The organism is Faecalimonas sp. (assembly GCA_029264305.1).
Classification (GTDB): Bacteria; Bacillota; Clostridia; order Lachnospirales; family Lachnospiraceae; genus Faecalimonas.
This window is the reverse complement of sequence record JARICA010000011.1, coordinates 18418-40702: the sequence shown is the minus strand read 5'-3', so window position 1 is coordinate 40702 and position 22285 is coordinate 18418. Positions and strand designations below refer to the sequence as shown.

At 34.3% G+C, this 22285-nt stretch carries 18 protein-coding genes, 1 pseudogene and 1 CRISPR repeat array; of the genes and pseudogenes, 1 reads left to right on the top strand and 18 read right to left on the bottom strand.

Translation table 11 applies throughout. The features are described 5' to 3' along the window. From ACY2U7_RS03390 to ACY2U7_RS03320, 15 genes and pseudogenes are all read right to left on the bottom strand, one after another. Positions 1-1236, bottom strand: a 1236-nt coding sequence (locus tag ACY2U7_RS03390) for a plasmid recombination protein (RefSeq protein ID WP_461815854.1), incomplete at its 3' end; no start/stop codon positions are given. A gap of 193 nt (positions 1237-1429) precedes the next feature. Then, positions 1430-2452, bottom strand: a complete 1023-nt coding sequence (locus tag ACY2U7_RS03385) for an AAA family ATPase (protein WP_461815853.1) — start codon at positions 2450-2452, stop codon at positions 1430-1432. A gap of 295 nt (positions 2453-2747) precedes the next feature. After that, on the bottom strand, positions 2748-3695 hold the full coding sequence (locus tag ACY2U7_RS03380) for a serine hydrolase (RefSeq protein WP_461815852.1): 948 nt from the start codon (positions 3693-3695) through the stop codon (positions 2748-2750). A gap of 197 nt (positions 3696-3892) precedes the next feature. Beyond that, on the bottom strand, positions 3893-4189 hold the full coding sequence (locus ACY2U7_RS03375) for a TnpV protein (RefSeq protein ID WP_461815857.1): 297 nt from the start codon (positions 4187-4189) through the stop codon (positions 3893-3895). Continuing rightward, positions 4189-6309 (bottom strand): recombinase family protein, encoded by a 2121-nt coding sequence (locus tag ACY2U7_RS03370; protein ID WP_461815851.1) that lies wholly within the window; start codon positions 6307-6309, stop codon positions 4189-4191. Before ACY2U7_RS03370 ends, ACY2U7_RS03375 begins: the two co-directional genes overlap by 1 nt. A gap of 436 nt (positions 6310-6745) precedes the next feature. Continuing rightward, positions 6746-6871, bottom strand: a pseudogene (locus tag ACY2U7_RS03365) (sporulation transcriptional regulator SpoIIID); the annotation flags it as partial. Between the two features lie 76 nt (positions 6872-6947). Continuing rightward, positions 6948-7751, bottom strand: coding sequence for a metallophosphoesterase (locus tag ACY2U7_RS03360; RefSeq protein ID WP_461815850.1), 804 nt, complete (start codon positions 7749-7751; stop codon positions 6948-6950). A gap of 86 nt (positions 7752-7837) precedes the next feature. Continuing rightward, positions 7838-8392, bottom strand: coding sequence for a hypothetical protein (locus ACY2U7_RS03355; RefSeq protein WP_461815849.1), 555 nt, complete (start codon positions 8390-8392; stop codon positions 7838-7840). Positions 8393-8549: 157 nt separating this feature from the next. Beyond that, the gene (locus ACY2U7_RS03350; protein ID WP_461815848.1) at positions 8550-9311 is read right to left on the bottom strand and encodes a hypothetical protein; all 762 of its coding nucleotides are present in this window, start codon (positions 9309-9311) and stop codon (positions 8550-8552) included. A 40-nt stretch (positions 9312-9351) separates the two neighbouring features. After that, on the bottom strand, positions 9352-10581 hold the full coding sequence (locus ACY2U7_RS03345) for a WYL domain-containing protein (protein WP_461815847.1): 1230 nt from the start codon (positions 10579-10581) through the stop codon (positions 9352-9354). A gap of 331 nt (positions 10582-10912) precedes the next feature. Continuing rightward, positions 10913-11738: direct repeats of the CRISPR family, unit length 36 nt; unit sequence GCTTGAGTACCATACATTTTTACATCATTCTCAAAC. 54 nt (positions 11739-11792) lie between these two features. Next, a complete protein-coding gene (csn2, locus tag ACY2U7_RS03340) occupies positions 11793-12395 on the bottom strand; it encodes a type II-A CRISPR-associated protein Csn2 (RefSeq protein WP_461815856.1) in 603 nt (200 codons plus the stop codon). A gap of 65 nt (positions 12396-12460) precedes the next feature. Beyond that, positions 12461-12766: a CRISPR-associated endonuclease Cas2 gene (gene cas2, locus ACY2U7_RS03335; protein ID WP_461815846.1), complete on the bottom strand. Its 306-nt coding sequence runs from the start codon at positions 12764-12766 to the stop codon at positions 12461-12463. Positions 12767-12770: 4 nt separating this feature from the next. Continuing rightward, on the bottom strand, positions 12771-13643 hold the full coding sequence (gene cas1, locus ACY2U7_RS03330) for a type II CRISPR-associated endonuclease Cas1 (RefSeq protein ID WP_461815845.1): 873 nt from the start codon (positions 13641-13643) through the stop codon (positions 12771-12773). 2 nt (positions 13644-13645) lie between these two features. Beyond that, positions 13646-17662 carry a type II CRISPR RNA-guided endonuclease Cas9 gene (gene cas9, locus ACY2U7_RS03325; protein ID WP_461815844.1) on the bottom strand — a complete coding sequence of 1339 codons (4017 nt, stop codon included), beginning with the start codon at positions 17660-17662 and terminating at the stop codon, positions 13646-13648. A gap of 357 nt (positions 17663-18019) precedes the next feature. Next, positions 18020-19144, bottom strand: a complete 1125-nt coding sequence (locus tag ACY2U7_RS03320) for an FKBP-type peptidyl-prolyl cis-trans isomerase (RefSeq protein ID WP_461815843.1) — start codon at positions 19142-19144, stop codon at positions 18020-18022. A 233-nt stretch (positions 19145-19377) separates the two neighbouring features. On the opposite strand from ACY2U7_RS03320, the gene ACY2U7_RS03315 reads away from it, so the two are divergent. Next, positions 19378-19821: a hypothetical protein gene (locus ACY2U7_RS03315; RefSeq protein ID WP_461811736.1), complete on the top strand. Its 444-nt coding sequence runs from the start codon at positions 19378-19380 to the stop codon at positions 19819-19821. Positions 19822-19844: 23 nt separating this feature from the next. Here the strand turns inward: ACY2U7_RS03315 and ACY2U7_RS03310 are convergent, their stop codons facing one another. The 3 genes from ACY2U7_RS03310 to pfkA form a co-directional block, all read right to left on the bottom strand. After that, complete coding sequence (locus ACY2U7_RS03310) at positions 19845-20297, bottom strand: YwiB family protein (RefSeq protein ID WP_461811737.1); 453 nt, start codon at positions 20295-20297, stop codon at positions 19845-19847. Positions 20298-20305: 8 nt separating this feature from the next. After that, positions 20306-21136: a glutamate racemase gene (gene murI / locus ACY2U7_RS03305; RefSeq protein ID WP_461811738.1), complete on the bottom strand. Its 831-nt coding sequence runs from the start codon at positions 21134-21136 to the stop codon at positions 20306-20308. 120 nt (positions 21137-21256) lie between these two features. Continuing rightward, on the bottom strand, positions 21257-22231 hold the full coding sequence (gene pfkA / locus ACY2U7_RS03300) for a 6-phosphofructokinase (RefSeq protein WP_459638968.1): 975 nt from the start codon (positions 22229-22231) through the stop codon (positions 21257-21259). Between the last annotated feature and the right edge of the window lie 54 nt (positions 22232-22285).

Below are 22285 nucleotides of genomic sequence, written 5' to 3'. Positions count from 1 at the left end.
AGCCTTGATACGCTCCTGTCTTGCTTTTTCCGTTGCTTCTTTTTCGGCTTGTTTCTGTGCTTCTTTGACAATAAAAAGTTCCCTGACCTTATCAACAAAACTTTTGACAAGTTCAGGGAAATGCTCCATAGCTTCAAGATAAGGCTTACACTTTTCTTTCAGCTCGTTATATCGATTTTTCATTGTTTCCAAAGCAGTCGTACTGTCATAATATCGCTCTCGATAGTATTTGACACTATCCTGCAAGTTTCTGATTTCCCCTCGGCTTGTTACCCCTTCTTTTGCAAGAGCGGTCAGCTTTGAGTAATCATCTTTAGACATTGCTATTTTGCCTGTAATGGTTTTTTGCCCCATCTCATCAATCTCATTGACGGTTTGAAAGACATTGTGTGCAGGCTTGTACTTTATCTGCTCACTCTGTATTTTTTCTTGAATGGCTGACAATCGCTCCTTATCTTTCATAATCTGATACTGCAAGGAAGTTAGATTTTCGGAAGTGCTGCCAAGTTCGCCACGCTGAAAACCTTTGAACCCTCGCTCGCTCATATGCTCAAACAATTCGTCTTGCAGTATGCTGTATGAAGCACGATACTTCGGCTTTCCGTTCTTGCGTAGAATTGCATTTCCGTTATCATCGGTAAGGGGAATATCAGATGCCCACTTCTTTGAGTGGCTGATCTGATTGATAACTTCCTTGACCGTTCCACGAAGTTCGGGAGTTTTACATCGCTTGCTCCATAAGATTTCTTTTTCTACAACAGGCAATACAACAGCGTGCAGATGATAATGGTAAACATCTTTTCCCAAGTAATCACTTGCGGCTCGGTTAATTTCATCAGCGTGCATTACAGCAGAGATAACATTGTCTGCCCCAAACTTTTCTTCAATGAAACGATAGGCTTCTGCATAAAACTCTTTTGCATATTCATAACCGCCTTTTCGCTCAAAGTACATCGTATTCACATCAATGATGATTTCATCAAAGAGAGTAGCATCTTGCCTTAGTCCTCTTGTGGATACCTTTCCGTCGGCTTCCATCTGCCTTAGAATATCCATATAACTTTTACCGTCAGGTGATTTATAATGAACATTCATATCAATCCGCTCAGGCACAACATTGATATTGTCATAAGACTCATTCATTCGTTCATTGTGCCTTTCGCACGAGCCAATATCAGAGGATTGATACTGCTTTACTCTGGCACAGGACATATCGGGTTTTGTGTTTTTTGCCATTTCCATTCTCCTTTCCAAGAGCAGAGAAAGAGAGGGCGAAGCCATTACACAACATTCTTTGAATGTGTGTAACCCACTATGACACTTTCAGACTGCGTCTGCAAAGATGTCGTGGGCAAGGGCTTTCCTCCCTTGACCTCCCTTTCATGCCTCAAACAAAAAACAGGCTGTCTATTCATCAGACAACCTGTTTTTATGCTCTCGGCATATCGCCCATCGGCAAAGACCAATACCACAGAAAGCCTTTCTTGTGCGACACAACTCCTGCTTTCTTCTTTGCCTTTTTGATAGTCGATTTCTTGAAGCCTGCTTCTTCAAGTTTTGCTTCGCAATCGTTGGCAAGCATTTCTCCGTCTTTGAGCATTTCCAAGATAAACTCCTTTGCCTTGAGTTCCTTTTCACTCGGTCTGCCCATTTTAGGGGCAAGAGAAGAAAAAGCTTCTTCCGCCGTCATTTCCAGTTCCGAAACAAAATTCACTCCGCTTTCCGATACCTCAAAAAGAATTGCCGAACCTGTCGGGGCAAGGTTTGATTTTACCTGCACCAAATATCTTTCGGCAGGTGCTTCCTTGTTTGCTGTCCTTGTGATTGCAAGAATACTTCTTGCAGCTCCTGCAATGTCAATCGAACCGTTGGTGCGGTAAAGAGGGTTTGTATCTCTCATCTTGTTCATATGGGCGATAATCACGATTGCACAGCTTGTATCTTTGGCAACCGCTATCAGATGATTAAACTCGGCTCGTGTTTCGTTGGCATTGTTCATTGAACAGCTTTCTCCGATATAGGAACTCATCGGGTCGAGAATTAAAAGTTTTGCATTGTAGTTTTCAATCGCTTCACGAATACGATTGTCCCCAAAGGACAAAGACTTCATATCCTCCTTGATAAAGATAAGGTTATCTCCGTTACCACCTGCCGAATTAAATCGGGGGACTACCGTATCGTCTGCGTCATCTTCTGTTGTCTGATAAATGATTGTTATCGGCTCTCGTTCTTCTTCATCAGAAAAGGGGAGAGGTTCTCCCTTTGAGAGCAAGGCAGCGAGCGATAGCATAAACTTGCTTTTGCCATCGCCCGGATCGCCTTGCAGTAAAGTTACCTTACCGAATGGAATATACGGATACCAAAGCCACTTCACTTCTTTTGGTTCGATTTCGCTTGCCTTAATAATTTCAAGAGGTACATTTACATTTGTTTCATTTTCTGTCATTTTCATAGTTCTGTGTGCTCCTTTTCTGCTGAAAATAAAAAACCACAGGAAAGATACAGTGAACCTTGCTTTTGCCATTTCTTGGGGCGAAAAACAGGAAAAATTTCCTTTCTAAGCCTTTCAAAAAATTACGCAAGGTATTTGTACTAACCTGTGGTTATGTATGAAATTGTGGGGGTTGGGTAACAAAAAACACCGTATTGCTACGATGTTTTTCGTACTTCAACTATTGTTGTTTCACCAAACTAATCTTTATCTTGTCCACGACACTTTAACGCCTTACTTAAAAGATATTTCGACATCATTTAATAATTGTATTTATAGCGGACTGCACTGCTTTATATCTTCCTTCATCTGATAACGATGCCAAACAGGTAATCAAATATTCCTTGCCATCTTTTTCATAAAGAACAACAATATTATAGGAAGATGCCATAGTTCCTGTTTTTATTCCTTTTACATTTTCATTATAGTACGGTGACTTTTTATCTAAAAACTTATTGGTATTTTTCCAAGTAAATTCACCTTGTGGAGTTTGAATTGAGAAAGTGCTTTTCCCTACACATTCTTTAACAAAATCATAATTATAAAGCTTCAAGGCTACACGATTAATATCATCCAAATGTGTATCGGCTGACATAGATGCCCCGCTCGGATCATTATACAAATTTGTTTTAGAATAGCCTTCTTCAATTAAATACTCACTTAGCTCTGTCGTAAAATAATTTATATATTCCGTTGCTGTATAGCCCTCTCCTAATTCATTTTTAGCAATATAATATGCCAACGAATAGGCAGCATCGTTTCCCGAAGGAACAAGCATAGCTTCCATTATTTCTTTTACTGTGTACTTCCCAACTTTTAGATTTGCTAAAGATGACCCAGCCGGCACAAGATCCAATACCTCTTGATTTACTTCAATAACATCTTCCAAGTCAACTTTTGTCAAGGCATAGTCAATGACAAATAGTTTTGCCAAACTTGCTACTGTGGGCAATTGGCTATCTCCCTCGTAAAATAAATATTCACCCTGTTCAATATCATAAACAGAAAACGAAAGAGCGTCCTGAGGAATGTTAAGCTCATTTGTAGTCAGTTGAAAATCGATTTTTTTATACACATCCTTAAAAAAATCAAAACGATAAATCCCTGTTTTATATAATCCAATTACTGCAACAAACGCTATAAACAAGACTGTTGTAAAAACCATTATTATCTTTATCTTTTTGTATTTTCTATTCTTCTTCATACTCTCACCTACAAATTCATTTCGTTATTCCTAATAAAATACAACCTTCCATTAAACATTGTAACAAAAGTCATCATTTTTTTCAATACTTCAAACTACTTCGACTATACTCACAACTTTATGACTTCTTGAATACTTCCCGAAAAAGAAGAACTGCCATCAGCTAAGACAGCAGTTCTCTTTCGGCTGGTATCCTGTTAAGAATACACAATATCATTCAGTACAATTTCATCAACACAGGCTCGGATATTATTCATCATTCCGACCCATTTCATCATATCCGTTGCTTTTAATTGCTCGGTTACACCTTGTCTTTTTGCCATTTCCTTTGTAAGATACTCCGCCATATTACACGCTGAAGTATCAATTTCTACAAGGTGTTCATTTAACTTACCGCTTGTCAGCAGATTGAAATACAAGACTTCCTTGTGTTCCATTAAATATTTCGCTCTCATTCTTCCGTATTTTGAGAGATTGGGCGGTTCTTCTACTATCAGGCAGGGGTAGTAATAATCTCCGATAAGTTCGTACCGGATACCTGTTCTTTCGTCTGTGATAAATCTTTGCATAGTGCTTTCTCCTTTTGCTTCTTGTGGTAAAACTCCAAAGTTTTCTTATTGTGGTTTGCCTTTTGACATTCCTCGGAACAGAATTTCTGCTGACTGTGTGTTGGCCAGTAAAGACTGCCACACACCTCGCATTTACGCTGACGGTAATAGTGATCGCCTTTTTCTGCTTCTCTGTCTGCTTTCGCTTTATCCTGTCTTGCCTGTTTACAACACTCCTTTGTGCAGAAAATCTGTCGGTTGCTTGTAGGGGTAAACTCTTTCCCACAATGAGGACATACTTTTGTTTTGATGATTTCTCCACCATTTTCAGCGATTTTTTGAGCTTTTCTATTTTCTCGGTACGCTTTTTCACGCTTACGCTGCCTTGCCAACCGTTCCATTTCTTGCTGTTCTTCCTGTACCTTTATCTCAGCAAGTTCTTCTTCCGTATAGGCAATATCGACCTGTCCGACATAGTTAAAATAAATATCAACCTTTTGTGTTCGAGCCTTTCCGGCTCCATCAGCTTCATAAACAACAATCTTGTCTATGAGTTCGTGTAACATCAAATCCGAGATTTCTGTCGGCTCTTTGCACTTGCGTATCAGAGAAATAAAATGCTTAATATCAGCCGTATTCACTTTTTCCTCGGTAAGTAGGTTTTTCATTTCCGCAATCTTCGTTTCCAGTTCTGCCTGTTCATCATCATACTGTTTCATCAGTTGCTTGTACTGCCTTTCGGGCAGTAATCCTGACACAAGATTTTCATACAAACCACGAATAAGTGCAGTTAGCTCATCATATCGTTTCTGACAGCGTTTTAACTCTGATTGGTTTTGTTTCGGCTTTTCTTCCTGTTTTTCATTCCAAAGTGCTTGCAGTTCCTTTGCAAAGGCTTCTTCGTCATTCAGAACGAATTTTGATAATCGTTTTACAGCCGATAATATCAAGGCTTCCACATTATCAGCACTAATCGAATGGGCAGTGCAGGAGTTTACTCTGCTTGCATACCCACCGCAACGGTAAGAATACTGCACCGAACGGTCTTTTTTACTGTAATGCGTTTGCAAGGTCATTCTTCTGCCACAATCCGCACAGTACAGATAACCGCTTAAACGATTGCTATGCGTACCTTTTACCGTTGTTCTGTTTGCTCGTTTCTTTCGCTTCTGAACGCTGTCCCAAAGTTCCTGCGAGATGATAGGCTCGTGGGTGTTATAAAACACATACTGCTCATCTTCGTCAGTAGTCTTTCTCTTGTGTAGTTTGAAATTGGTACTGACGGACTTTTTTAAAACAGTATGTCCAAGATATTCCTGCCTGCTTAAAATGGTTCTAATGCACGATACGCCCCAAAGATATGGATCTGTAAACTTTATTCCATTATACTGTTCAGGGTGATATTTCTTTGCGTGTGCTGCCGGTATCAAAACCTTTTCTTCGGTCAATATTTCTGCAATTTCCCGTGGACTTTTACCCTCGTTAGCAAACAGAAAGATACGCTTTACCACCTCAGAAGCCACAGGGTCAACTACAAGCGTCTGTTTGTCGGTTGGTAATCGGTTATATCCATAAGGGATTGAACCGCTGCAACGCTTTCCGTCTTTCATACGAGCATCAAATACAGCCTTGATTTTATTGCTTGTATCTTTCGCATACCATTCGTTCATAATATTCAAGAATGGAGCAAAGTCATTATCCGAAGCATTCTCACTGTCAATACTGTTGTTTATCGCAAGAAAACGGACATCTTTCTCTGGAAACAGAACCTCCGTATAAAAGCCGACTTGCAGATAGTTTCTCCCTAAGCGGCTCATATCCTTAACAATGATCGTTGCAACATTGCCAGCTTCTACTTCTTTAATCAACGACTGAAAGCCAGGGCGATTGAAATTTACACTCGAAAAACCATCATCAGTAAAATGGCGAATGTTACCGAAACCGTTCCTACGGGCATAATCTTCCAAGTATTTCTTTTGATTGGTTATGGAATTCGACTCGCCAGTAAGGTCATCATCTCTTGATAAACGCTCATAAAGTGCTGTAATTCTTGAAGTCCTTGACATTCTTCTCTCCTCCTTTCCTTATGTAATCTGTTTGTGAATAAAAATATTACTTCCTCACTAATAGGAGAAAACAGGGGTGTAAAGCGGAACTGTTTTTCAAAAAATATCAAAAATTTTTTTAGCTTTCTTTGATAGCCTTTTTGCAATTTAAAAGGACGATTTTTATCGTCCTATAAAAGTATAGCCCTCCGGTGTAAATTTTACGATACTCATTATAACTTCAAAAACAAACTCCTAAACTACTTTTTCTCTTATTAAAAAAACTTAGAAGAGACATTCTCCTCTAAGCCTTTATACTTTATCATAGAATACTTTTTACTTTTATATTTCCTCATAATCACAAGTTTTTCACTTAAGTCCTAACTTTTGAACACATGATGTTGCACATAAAGATCTTACCTCACTTCATAAACAACCTTCACAAAAACACATCTTTTGTTACATCTATTTGTATAGTGCTTTTAGACACTCCGAACTCTTTTGCCGTCTGTCTTACTGTAGCCTGATGTTCAATAATATACGTTGCTATTTCCACTGCACGCTTTTCTATATACTCTTTCATATGCTGTATTTCCTTTGAAATAACTGTTTTTTACAATCTATGCAAGAGTATATAGGCTTATTCTGTTTGTTCGTAATTATTTGTTGAAAAGTCTGTTATTTTTTAAGTTAAGATAAATTTCTTTAAACTTGCCATCTTCTTCAAATTGATAGTATTTCTTTGTATTCTCATCAAATGCCAAACAAAGAATTCTCTTAAATTTTGCTACTGTACCATCAATATAATAATGGCTTTCTCCATCAAAAAATATATCCCGAAAGTTCTTGTCCCTTGCCAAAGAAGAAACCGAAACATGTCCTGCAATGATATCCTTATAAAAACGCCCGATTGCAGGTGGAAATTTTCCTGTCATAACGTAATCAGGGGTTCCGAATGTGCACCATTCTACTTCTTCCTCTGGAAGTTCCTCCTCAACTCCTGCATGAACAAATATTTGCGTATCCGTTTCGTAAAATAATCTAAGTTTTCTCATCCATGATAAAAGTTCTTTATGATTTTCTTTGATGCGTGTTTTTAAATACCTGATACGTTCCCCTTGATTAGATAAAGCATGAAGTTCTTCAAATTGCTCTTTTGTCAGAAAAGTCTTGGATGTTAAAAAATCTTGATCCTCTGCAAGCCATACATCTTCATTTAGGAAAAGGAATTCTTCAAACCAAACTTCATGATTTCCTTTGAGAACGATTACTTTCTCTTTCCCAAATTCTTGCTCAAGCTGAAACGCCAACTTAAGACAAGCAAAACTTTTATTTCCTTGATCAATGTAATCTCCTAGAAGAATTAATTTATCATCATTGCCTTGTAATAATGGTCTTATCTGTTTCACTCTATTAGCAAATAATTCATACTGACCATGAACATCTGACATTGCATATATCATGCTCTTCCTCCTTTTCCCAATGCTAGGCCTTTCTCTTTTGTGAGCACACGGTTGTTTTTCTTATATTTTCTATACCTCTTCAGCTTTTAAAGATACTTTTTAAAATCATTTTTGAATACAAGAGTTATCGTTCTTAATAACTCATTCTGAAACACGCGTGCCTCACTATACTGAATGTTTTTATCTTCAAAAAATTTTTTTGCTTGTGCAAAATATCTCTTTCTCGCAGCAATAATTGTCTCATCTGGATAACATGACATTCTCAAATCTGTAAGCCCCAAACTGATTTCTTTATAGATATCTGGACAAGTTTCCATCAAATCAAATGCACCTTCAAAGAATAAAATTTGAGGATTAATTCGTTTCCAGCGAGTAACAACTCCTGGTATCTCATAAGATTTAACAAACTGTTCTGTTTCATAAACGATGCGTAACAATGTATTCTTTATTCTTTCTTTCTCCCCCAAAAGTATAATGATTGTTTCTCGGATTTCTAGTAACTTTTTCTCCATATAATCCTGGATATCAAAATCTTTTTCCCCAGGAATAAAATTATAACCATTCGTTTCTTCATAGAGCGCTAATACGTTCCAAATCATTCCATAAACTGTTTTGATTGAGCTTCTAATTTCATTATCCATTATAAATTCCTCCTACAATTTTCCATTTCTTTTGTTTACTCTTTGTATTATACAAGTGCAAACCAGCAATATATTGCCAAAATAAAAATTAATAGGTAAATTTCATTTTTATCCCCCTCGGTTTCCATATAAAGATAATGTTTTTATATTTAATTTTTTATTCCATAAATTCATCAATTTTAGATTTTAGATGTTGATAATATGCATCACTCCAATTCCAACTATAATCATTGGCATATTCCATTATGACTCTGTCATCACTTTCTTCTAAATCAAACACCTCATAATTGTCATTAACAAAAGTTCCTTTTATTCCGTAAATATTTACTAAATTCTCAAATGATCCAATTTCTTCTATCCATTTTTTTGTTTTTGGCAAATCATATGCGCTATCTAATCTGCAAGAACGCCCTTCAAATCTTCTTTTTAAGTCAAACAACGTCGCATCAATTTTATCTCCAAAAACCGAAGCTCTTGTCATATTAATTCCATTTCTTTCTTGCGGGAAAAAAAAGATGGGAATTTTCCGATATCTTTTATATTCTCTAATTGCCTCCTCTGATACACCATATTTTCTACAGATTCTCTTTATTGAAATTAAACCATCAGCTGAACAAGATACCCCTCCTATTGTTCTAACATCATAACCATCAGGATCTATATAGAAAGCATAAATCATATCACATAATGTTTTTTCATCTTTTATGTTTAATGGATTGGAAAATAAGTTCAACACATCTGACATAACGTTGCTATTTAATTGCAGAACCTGTTCGTATGTTTTTAATCCATACACCCTGTGCAATTTTAATTCACATCCAAAACACTCTTTTAGTATTTTATCTGAGACATAGGTATCCTTATACTTATCATAAAAGCTGCTTTGTTGATAACATTTCAAAATATCTTCTTTTATCATATTCTAATTCTCCAATCTTTTCTTTTATCTATCATAAAAATTACAAACTTCGATTATATCCACGCAACAATCTCTGACATTTTTCAATAATATCTTTTCTTAATTGTTCTGGACCTAATACCTCTACGTAATCTGAACACTGCATAGCCCAGGATTCCATAGCCTTAGGAACACATTTGACTTCAACTTCATCCCATTGTTCATCAATATGATTTTTAAACTCATATCTGTTTCCGAAATAATCATGTAGTAAAGTATATCTATCTCGATCAATCTTTAAGCGAATCTTACAAGGTTCTCCGTAAAACATATATAAATGTTCTGTTTGAAAAGCAGATGCGCTTTCATCGTTCCACTCTAAAGGAATATCTCTTAATTGTCTCTTCGGTTTTCTTGGTTCACATGTCATTTTCTGATTGTCAAACTTGATCTGTTTTATTTTATCTGTAATATTTGACATAAGATCAATACGATAAATTGCCACATTATCGTTTAAGTCCATAGCACAAATCAAATAATATTTTCCATTATAAAGAATTACATGGTATGGACTGACAATATACACCTTATCATTTCCGTCTCTATTTTTTCTTGGTATCAACTTTTTATTTTCATCATATCCATTGAAATTAAATGCAATCTTTTTCCCACTACCATTATTTGCTTTTATAGCATTCCTAATAAGCTCTAAATTATTTCTCACAACTACTTCATCTATTCTAGAATCCTCAAAAACACTAGTAAGACTATTGCTGATTTTTCCTGTTGTTTCGCTAATAAATGGCGAATACTTTGGGTAATTTACACTCGACAATGTTTGCAATTTTTGGATTAACGCTTCCTTCTTTGCTGAATCAATATTTTTAACAAATAATATAGCTTCCACAATTTGATTCATCTCATCAAAAGAAAACAATTGATTATATCTAAGGTCTCTTAACTGAAGCTTTTTAGAACCTTCATGAACTAAGCCAAGATCTCTAGCATGTAGTTTTTCTTCTAATCCCTTTGGGATAATCCTATAGTCAGAGACAGTATATCTTTTATCTACATACCCATCTTCATCTTCTGGGTTTAATTCCTTCATAATCACCTTAAGATAATCCGCCAATGTTCGTGCGGAACATGGATAATCATGTTTCTTCATAAGTCTAAGAATTTCAGATTGAGATATTGTTGTATGCTCATCTGTTTCTTCTTGTAATATTCGGAGAATTTCTAAAATTCTACCAATAAAATCAAAATCGTGAACTACTCTTTTGGACTCCATCATTACCTCCTATATATTTACTAATCCGTAATATAAATTAATTATATCATATCATTTCGGCAACATCTCTCAAAAAACAACTTTTCTATATTTTGAAAATGATACCTTGTTTTCTTTATTCTACTATCTTTCTTATCTTTCATATCATTATCTTCAAGCGAAATCATATTATATCCTACATACGAAATGGTAATAACTTTATGAGAATATTATTCAAGTATAAAATACAAGTATCCAACTTTCGTCAGATACTTGTATTATTTTTGCAAATCTTCTATTTTAAAATATATTTTATTTCGAAATTTTTTATCGAACTTCTTCTTGATATCTTGCTTGAGTACCATACATTTTTACATCATTCTCAAACCTGATATATTAAATGGCCGCAAAAAAATATGCTTGAGTACCATACATTTTTACATCATTCTCAAACACTCCTAACTAAATGGTAATTCCTCATCAAGCTTGAGTACCATACATTTTTACATCATTCTCAAACCGCCGGTTTCTCTTGCTTCCCGTGTAATTGCTTGAGTACCATACATTTTTACATCATTCTCAAACCGTTGATGTGCTGTATCAGACATCATTTTTGCTTGAGTACCATACATTTTTACATCATTCTCAAACGATGCCGCATCACTTACTACATTTATTTTTGCTTGAGTACCATACATTTTTACATCATTCTCAAACAAACTTCCTAAACTAGGAATAACACTTATAGCTTGAGTACCATACATTTTTACATCATTCTCAAACTAAGGAATAATAGATAGACTTGAAAATTTAGCTTGAGTACCATACATTTTTACATCATTCTCAAACCTACTTAATGGCAGACCCTAGCGGTAATCTGCTTGAGTACCATACATTTTTACATCATTCTCAAACTCCATCGGTTTCGACGGAATTAAGAAGCACGCTTGAGTACCATACATTTTTACATCATTCTCAAACCCCGTACATATATTATTCTTAGTTCTATAAGCTTGAGTACCATACATTTTTACATCATTCTCAAACCGGTATCTGATAGACACTTACGGATTTGAGCTTGAGTACCATACATTTTTACATCATTCTCAAACAATACCATTGACCTTAGCAATTCTTTTTCTGCTTGAGTACCATACATTTTTACATCATTCTCAAACCTCAAATCCAAAAATGAAATGGCATCATCTCCATAAAATGTGGTACTCAAACATTTAAAAAATTTCACATTTATCATTATCTATAATATAACGAAATATATCTTTTAAACAAGTCCTTTCTTGATTTTCCACAAGAAGAATTTGTATTTCTTGGTAAATAGCTTCCTTTAACAATTGTTCCATTTGCTCATCATTCAAATAACTCCTAAGATTAATAAATGTTATAACTTTTATTCCTAAAACTTGCGCTACAACTTTCATATAACGAATCAATTTTTCCAAGTAATTTTCTTCGATTATCTCGTGTTTAATTCCAACCGCTTTGAATATTGCCGTCATATCGATGTCTTGTGGAATTTCTAAAATATACTCACTTCTTTGTTCTAACTCCAGCAAATACTCAACAAGCTCTTTCCTCATTTGTTGTGTTTGAAAATATATCTCTTCTTGCTTTGCCAATTTATCCAAATCCAAATATAATCTATTGACTATTTTTTTACTGTTAATATCAATACCTAATGGGTTAAAAATAATTTCCATGTACTTTGACATTTCTACAATTCTATCATTTTGTGACAAAACAAAACTGCCATTCTCTCCATTGCATTGCCCTGTCAATTCTTGAACATACCGTGTGAAAAGTTCTGGAGATTCTATAATTCATTCTGTCACTTGATATTGATCTGATAAGACTACACCTGTTAACTCAACAGAAACTAATTTCATAGAATCACCAACCTTTCATCACTATCTAAAACTTCTTTTTTAATATCTCCTACAATGATATCCATCTTAGCATATTGCTTCTCCGTTACTGTCAATAATTGTATAATTCCTTCCTCTGGTTTATTTTTATGTACATTGCTAATGATTGCACTTGCTGCCGTCCCATTTAAAGCAAGTTTACAATAAACAGACTCTTGTAACATCATAAATCCATTTTTCAACAAAAACTTTCTAAATCTTGCATAAGCTCTCCTATGTTCACTTTTCACAACCGGCAAATCAAAAAATACCAATACTCTCATAAATCTATAGCTCATCCTTATAAAATCGAATCAAAGAAATATCATTTTCATCTAAGGCATTAAAAATGCTTTTACAATAGATTTTTATTGCATTATTTACATATTGTATTTTACTATCTATTTTCACTTCATGATTTAAGATATTAACCAACTGCATTTTTTCCTCATGTTCAAACTGAATGAGATCCATTTTTAGGACTTCGCGATCAACTAATACTCTGAATGGTTCCATCAAATCTGACGCTAAATTAAATTGATTAAACATATTATCATGAAAAATTCCAAGCTGCGTCAAATATCCATTCGCTACAATTTCTCTTGTAAAAGCTGACAAAATAATGGTATAACCATAATTCAATGCAGCATTGATAAAATTGTCTTCTGTTCTTGTGAAATCCATACCAAATACCGCATTAAAATATACTTTCGCCGCATGTCCTTCTCTATTCGTGACATCATTCCAATCTATTTCCTTTAAATATGATGATAATAGTTCTGATTCTTCCTTTCCGAGCACCTCAAGGAACTCTTTCTGCTTTCTAATTTTATCAGTTACAATTTCTGTCCAAACTGCCTCTTTTGTACATTTTTTCCAAGCAATTTGATTCCGTATTTTATAACTTGTATCATGACTCCCATAATAACTAACCAATTCTGCTGATGGATTTCTCTTCTCATCACAAAAGATAACTTTTATTTTCCTTTTAGACAATTCCGCTAACAAACTTGTTGTCAAAGAAACTGCCGTAGATTCGATTACTATGGTTGAAATCTCGCTTAATACAATTTTTGTTATCTCCTCACTTCGCACAACCATATACCCTAGTTGTAAGTCTAATTTTGCCCGCTTGGAGATAACAATTGTCCGCCAACTCATACTTATACCTTTAATAAATCAATCTCTTGTTCATAAATTCCTGTTAGGGATTGATTTATAATAGAAATCTGTTTGCATTTTGTAATGTTATTGTTCATAACTAAAATTCCTGCATTACCTGGACCTCCTATAGCTTTCAAGTTTGATGAAACGCTTTGGCACTGGAACATATGTAAAATCTCATACAGAACAAATGTTTTCTCTTCCAAGGAAAGATTTTGAAATACCTCACGCTTTTCTTTCAATGTCTTTTCTTGTGCAGATAATTTGCTTCCATATATAGTATTTTGAATTTTCCACAAGAATGTATCATACAACTGTAACAGTATCTCTGCATTGATTTCATCTTTTTCCGTTATGTTTACCTCCTTATTCTCTTTTCTTCGCAAATTAAACTTCACAACTTTTTTCAAAGTCCTGCTATCTTGCCCAGATAAAATCAACTGATTTGCCCCTTTAAAAATCAGTTGTTTGCCTGTTCGTCCTGATAACCACATTTGAAATCCATCTACTTTAAACAAGGTATCTGTTTTTATTTTGTTTATAAGAATTTCTGGATCTTTCAAATTTCTTTCTTTTCTCAGATATTCTAAAGCTGCTTCGTCACTTTGTTCAATCACATTCTTCATATACAACGGAACAAACTCTATTGTTCTTATTTCATTCTCCTTTTTATCTTTTGATTTTACTAGCATATAATAGGCTCCTGTTGCCTTATTATATCCACCATATTTTTCTATATTAGATAACCTATCATCATTTCCTTTGATTGGAATTTGCCCCTTGCCTTTCTTCATGATCTGCTGATCAAACAAACCACCTTTTACCTCATAGGATTTTCTTGTCACAAGAATATTATTTTTCATCAACTGTTTTTTTACAGTAACAATGGTTCCTTTATTTCCTGCTTTCCATGCAACTTCCCCATTTCTTTCCACATCATATTTTCCTGTGAACATTTCCTTCAAACTATAGGTACGTCCTGGATTTTTTCTTATAAACCAAGCAGCATCTTTTGTAAACTTCACAAAGTATGTATTGCCCACAACGATATTTAAGTAAGCATCCTTTGCATGATGAAAGTCATTCATTTCACGCACTTTAATAAACGCCTCATCCTCTTGGTAAGATTGCCTAAATTGAGACACTGTTTTTGCTTTTACATATACAATCTCCGTTTCTGGTAAAGCCTGTTTCAAAATCTCCGCCACCGCTTTTGTTCCCTGTCGTGTTTCTACAATTTGCCTTTCAATAAACCCTGCCAACTCTCCTTCACTAAAGTCATCCTTACGAGTTAAACGATCATATTTCTCTTTACTAATAAATCCTCCTTCCAAAAGACTTTTCCAAAAAGAGGACCTCGCTTCCCTAATTTCCTTAGCAATTGGATAGACATCTGACTTATTTGCATTGTATTCTTTCTTTACTAACACACGGTTATTTAAACTGTCATCCATTGTCTTAGACTGCGGATAAATATGATCGATATCGTATTTTGTGTTATCCCACAACTCTTCTAGTGGAATAACTTCCCCTGAATACATACACTTCCCTTTTTGCGTATAATATAAATATAATTTATCACTTCTAAGTTGGTGATCTTCATATTTCCCTAGTTCTGCAATCCAATCTCTTTCCTCATTTTTACAAGCCTTGTATAAATCTTGTAATTGTTTCTTACGCGATTCTGTTCGCTTACTTTCTTGCTTATCTCTTGCCATTTCCACAAATACCCTTTGTGGCTTTCCTCCCATAACCTTTTCTATCTCTTTAACTACTCTTAATGTCTGCCAAATCTGACGTTTTACCGCTGGTGATACACACAATTCTTCCACTGTTTTATAATTTAATTTCGTCTTTTCATTCTTACCATTAAACGCTTCGATTGCTTCCCCAAATATATACTTTTTACTCAGAAGTTCCATTAAATTATCGTTTGTTTCCCATAGTGCCGTAATAAGATTCCATGCTTCTCCTGTTTCTGGTGCCGGCGCTTCTATCTCCTCCAAAAATTTCTTAGATAACCTTCCCCAGCCTTTGTATGACAAGGAACATATAGATTTTTTCTGTGTCTCTGTCAAATGCGGAAACTTCTTCTCTATTCTTTTCTTCAGAAGTTTTTTATCATCACCAAACAAAACAATATCTAAGATAATATTTTCTTTATCTTGTTGACTTAATTCCACCCCTGTTAATTTTTCTTTAAAATCATGATAAGCTGTCAGCGAAGATTTAAATTCTCCGTCTATTCCAGAAATTTCTACTCCTTTACTCGCGATCCCTTCTATACACAAATATTTTTTCAATTTTTTCTGTGTCACTTTTCGATATCTACAAAATACTTCCTTGTAAATTTTTTGCTTTAATTCTGTTGAAATTTTTTCTCCATTTAAACGCAGATTATTAAGTTCATTTAACACCATAAATTTACTATATAATAGAGAATCTTTCGGCATAACATCTTCGCCATACAAATATGTGCACTTATTTGTCATCCGACGAATAAATTTCTCTGCACTTTCTTCAATATCTATCACTTCGCTAAAATTCCATGGATATATTTTTTGATCATTTCTTTTAACTACCCAAGAAAACTTTTCACCATTTAACGGTCCAACATAATAAGGAACTCTAAACGTAAATAATTGCTTGATTTTTTCTCCTTTTTCTCGCAAAATCGACATTTTATCTGAAAGATTCTCTATAATTTTTTCTAACTCATATTGATGAATTTGATATGGAATTACTCCATTGTCTTTATTTACTTGCTTTGGAAGAAAGGTGCCTTTTTCTAACTCCTCTTTTAGATAAATACTCTCTTCTACATTCTCTAATCTTTTTAAAACTGTTTTTTTAAGAAAATCATAAAATTCTTCTTTACTACAGCGTTTACTCTCTAAATCTATTTTCTCTCCATTTTTCTTTGTCATTCCAACATAACTACAATAATTACTGAGCTTTCCATCTGTTTTTACAAATATCTGATTATATTCCTCTTTTGTCATATGCTTCTTCACAAGCGTTTTTAGATAACCAAGATCTTTTTTATGTTTTTCATAGATTTTCACCTTTGCATCTGAAATCGACTGACTATCCTTCAAAATGTCAGCCAATACTGCCCAATCGTATACTGCTTTTGCCGACTCAATAATATAGTATTGTTCCCCTAACTCAGCTTCAAGCATCCCGATATAATCCTCATATCCACTATCCGCAAATGATATGGACGGTCTTTCGCTATCATCTAATTCTTTATTATGAAAGATATCGGATAATTTTACTTTTCCTCCAACTATTAAGTTTAAAATTCCCTTTTCACATGCTTTGTTTGCACCAAGAATTTTCCACAATTTAGACTTTTTTGTACTTTTTGTAATATTTTTATCCTTTAAAATTCTTTCTATCTCCAAATAGATTTCATCATTTACAGATAAATCAAAGTCTAACTCCTCGTTTTTTATGTTTTCTATTAATTGAGAAAATGTAGTCCGAAATTCTCTAATTTCATTCATATTTCCATGCAGTAAAAAGTGTCCTCTATGTTTCATCATATGATGAAATGCCAGATAAACCAAACGGATATCTGGTACATCATTCGTTGTCATCAGCATTTTTCTTAAATGATAAATCGTAGGAAATTGCTGATGATACTCTTTATCTGTAAAATTTTCGTCAACAAACAGCGCATACGGTAGCTCTGGACATTCTCCGTTTAATTCTCTTTTATCTTCTGGATAATATTTGCTTTCTTTCATCCGCAAATAAAATCCTGGATCGACCTTCGTAATCTCCTCTGCAAATAATTCCTGCAGAATCTGTAATCTCCAATTTCTCCTATCCAATCTTCTCCGTGCCGTCCTAAATCCTCTTCTTTCTTCCGCTGTATTAGCACTTTCAAATAATCGAACTCCCCAAAGAGCTTTTCCATGTTTTCTCAAAACCTCATACTTTTCATTTGTTACCGCCCACCCCAGAGAGCCTGTCCCCATGTCTAAACCCAAAAAATATTTTTGCTCCATTTTCTTCTCCTTTTCGCATTTTTTTATTGACTTTTTTATTATTTACTCTTAATATGAATATAAGTTTAGTACCATACTAAATTTTACATCATAAGTTCAAATAAGAATTTATTCAAATCGTCACTTTTTGTGACCCACAGTGTGTGGATAAAAACCTGTTTCATACAGGTTTTTATTTTTTATGATTTTTCAGATAAATCACTTATTTTCTATAATCATCCACAATCTTAATAATATATTCTACTAAAAGAATATCACATTATTTTCAGAATTAAAACGATTCCAGTACATATTATTCAAATATTTTCCGCATATAAAAAGCGTAGCAATACATCGCTACGCTTTTTATGATTATGACTATTTACTTTTTTTATCTGTTTTCTTTTCTTCGTCTTTTTTATTTTCTTTCTTATCTTCTTTATCTTTTTTGTCTTCTTTTTTACTTTCAACTTGTTTACAATTATCAGCAAGCCATTCCATTATTTTATTCTGAAGAATAGCTTCTGTTACCATATCTTTTCCATTTAACTCAACAAGAGTATCTACATCAGGATAACCATTATCTTTCGCAAAAGTTTTCATTTCTTCTTTCATTTTTTTATCAGAAATTTCAAGACCTTCTTCCTTTGCAATTAATTCTGCTACTAAAGCAGGTTTCAAAGATTCTTTTGCCATACTCTTTACTTGCTTTTTAAAATCTGCTTCTGTCTGTCCACTTTGTTTTAAATAATCTTCATATGAAATACCATATGATTGTTTTACAAGTTTCTTAAATTGTTCTTCAATTGTCTTTTCTTTTTCTTTTAATCTTTTCTCTGGATATTTTTTAATTTCTGCTTTATCCATAACTTCATTCCATGCTTTATCACGAAGTTCTGCATCTGCCTGTTTTTGATTTAATTTCTCTATTTCTTTTTTTACTTCTTTTTTATATTCTTCAACTGTTTTTGATTTTTTAGAAACTGCTTTCACGAAGGCATCATTGAGTTCTGTGTATGCCTTCTCTTTGATTGCTGTAATTTTAATTGTAAAAATTACATCTGCACCTGAAAGTTCTGGCTGTTGTGGTCCACCATATCCTTCTGGAAATTTAATTGGTAAATCAAATGTCTCATTTAACTTATGTCCATAAATTCCTTCTTCAAAACCATCTACATATTGTTCACCGTTTCCTAAAGTAAGAGTCCCTTGGTCAAATACTTTTCCTGTAGATTTTAACTTTCCAGTATATTCAACTTGTGCTAAATCACCTTTTCTTAATTCTCTGCCCGTCACATCTTTTGTCTGTTCTGCCATCTTTGCTTGAATATAATTTGTAACGTCCTCATCTGTTGCTTTTTTCACAGCAACTTTCTCTACTTCTACACCTTTATACTGTGAAATTTTCACGTATTCATTTGAAATTTCTTTCTTACCGCAACCTACTACTGAAACTGCAAGACACAGTGTAAGCATTGTCGCAATTACTCTTTGCTTTTTCATTGTCATACCTCTTCATCTCTATTTTTGTGCTCTATAAAACCTACACTTTCTCGTTATACCACAAATCCTAGTTCTTTTAAAGAGTTTCTCTATAACTTCATAATCTTTTTATTTTTAGCCCCTATTTTTTCACCGTTTTCCCTAAAGATGACTTGCACTTAAAGAAAATCAATGTTACAATATTACAAGTGTAAATAGGTAATTACATAGAAATTATTATCAGGAGGGCTATTGTGAGTTTAACAGTTAAAATACTTTTAGGTATTATCATTGTATTAGCAATCGTTTTGGTCGTGTTATACTTTCTTGGTAAAAAAGCAGAAAAACGTCAAGCAGAGCAACAGGAAAAACTCGATGCAGCTGCACAGACTGTTTCCATGCTAATTATTGACAAAAAACGAATGAAGTTGAAAGAAGCCGGTTTCCCAGCAGTTGTTCTAGAAAACACACCAAAATATCTTCGTCGCTCCAAAGTTCCGGTTGTCAAAGCAAAAATCGGACCAAGAATTATGACTTTAATGTGTGATGCAACTGTATTCCCAATTTTACCGATTAAAAAAGAAGTAAAAGTTGTGGTAAGTGGTATCTACATTACTGAAGTAAAAGGGGCTAGAGGTGGTCTTGAAGTGCCTGTTAAGAAAAAAGGATTTTTCTCAAGATTTAAAAAAGAAAAATAGATTGCGTGTTGCAATCTATTTTTTTATACCTTCATTCCCATACTTTTCGGAGTGATACTTATTTTTATTTTACATTCAGCAACCGCCTCTTCATTCACTTCTAAATGATAAAGTATAGTTGCTTTGATTTCTTCTTCTGTTTCAGAAATTTGCAAATCTTTCGTATGAATTCCCATAACAAGTTGTCCAAAAGGTGTTCCATAACCTGTGATATGTCTTTTTCCTTTTTCAAATACCATATGTGTATTGGTAAGTCCATTTTTCATAATTTCTATCATATGCTCGCCAGAAATTTTTATTTTATTTTTTGTAACTCCCGGCATACCCTCTGCAACTTCATCATATAAGATATAATGTTTTCCATTTTTTTTGAAATAGTTAGCAGGAGTAATGATTGCAATTGGTTCATCTTCTTCCCCTCTCTCTATCATATCTGTATGTATACCAGTTATATTAATCAATACCTCTTTTGTCATAATTTCTCCTAAAACTCTTCTATATTAATGTGTTCAATCCAATCCACACTATATGGTAAAACCGAATTAGCAAATGCTTTAAAACGTACGGGAGCATCGCTGGAATAGAAATCGTAAATTGGAATTTCGCCTTCTTTTTTTGGTGTATTATCCAAATTCTTTTCCTTCAATAATTGTTTTAGTTCCAGTGCAGTCTCATGAGCTGGATTGACAAGATAAATATCCTCTCCCATATATGCCTTAACTCGATTATATAACAATGGATAATGTGTACATCCTAAAATCAATGTATCAATTTCCGATTGTTTCATCTCATGCAAATAATAATCTATCGCTTCTGATGTAATACGATTATCTACAAATCCTTCTTCTACCAGAGGAACAAATAGTGGACAAGCCTTTGCAAGCACATCAATATCCGAATGATATTGTTGTATAAATTTTGTATATACACCACTCTTTACTGTGGCTTCTGTCCCTATAATTCCAACTTTCTTATTCTTAGTAACTTTCGCTGCTACCTTAGCTCCCGGTTTCACTACACCAATAATGGGAATTTCTGTTTCTTTTCTAAGAATATCTAATGCAAGCGCACTCACTGTATTACAGGCAATAACAATCGCTTTCACATTCTTCGTTTGTAAAAATCGAACAATCTGCTTCGAAAAACGGATAATTGTATCCACAGATTTACTTCCATAAGGAACTCTTGCTGTATCCCCAAAATATACTAAATTTTCATTCGGAAGATTTTGCATGATTTCTCTCACTACAGTAAGACCTCCTACTCCCGAATCAAATACCCCTATCGGTGCATCCTTTCTGTAATCTATATCCAACTTTATAATCCCCTTTCAGAAATTTCGTCATTACTTTTTATTGTACTCATTCTTTCTCCATATTGCAAGGGAGAAAAAAAGACTGCACCTTTTCCAAGTGCAATCTTTTCTAACTGTTCCTTAAATTGATAAATCTTTTGCAATTTTATATTGATATTCTGGAATTTCTTTTTTCATGTTTAATGCTTCATCAATATCAAAATCAATGTATTCCCCATGGCTAAATCCTACAACACGATTTGTCTTTCCTTCACATAAAAGATCAACTGCTTTTGCACCCATAATAGAAGCAAACACTCTATCTTTACAAGTTGGGCTTCCTCCACGTTGCATATGTCCAAGAATTGTTGCTCTTGTTTCCATACCTGTCGCTTCTTCAATTCTCTTCGCCATATTAATAGAATCACCAATACCTTCTGCATTAATAATGATATAATGTTTTTTCCCACGTTTTCTATTTTCAACAATGTTATCAATGATTTTTTGCTCGTCATAGTCATGTTCTTCTGGAAGAAGAATCTGTTCTGCACCATTAGCAATACCACACCATAAAGCAAGATAACCTGCATCTCTTCCCATAACTTCAATAACGCTACATCTTTCATGTGATGTAGATGTATCACGTACCTTATCAATTGCTTCCATAGCTGTATTTACGGCAGTATCAAATCCGATTGTGTATTCTGTACAGTCAATATCAAGGTCAATTGTTCCTGGAATACCGATTGTATTAATTCCTAAGTTAGAAAGCTTTTGCGCTCCTGCGAAAGAACCATCTCCTCCGATAACAACAAGTCCTTCGATTCCATATTTTTTAAGAATTCCGGCCGCCTTTCTTTGACCTTCTTCTGTACGCATTTCTGCACAACGAGCTGTTTGAAGAACTGTTCCACCTCTCTGAATAATATCCGATACATCACGAGCTGTCATATTAATGATTTCTTCATTCAAAAGTCCGTGATAACCACGTCTGATTCCCTGTACGTTAAGTCCTTTTCCTAATGCTGTTCTTACAACCGCACGAATTGCTGCATTCATTCCCGGTGCATCTCCACCACTTGTTAAAACTCCGATTGTTTTAATGTGATTTGCCATCTTCAATTCCTCCATCTATCTGTTTTTTACTTTATTCATCGAATCCGATATTCC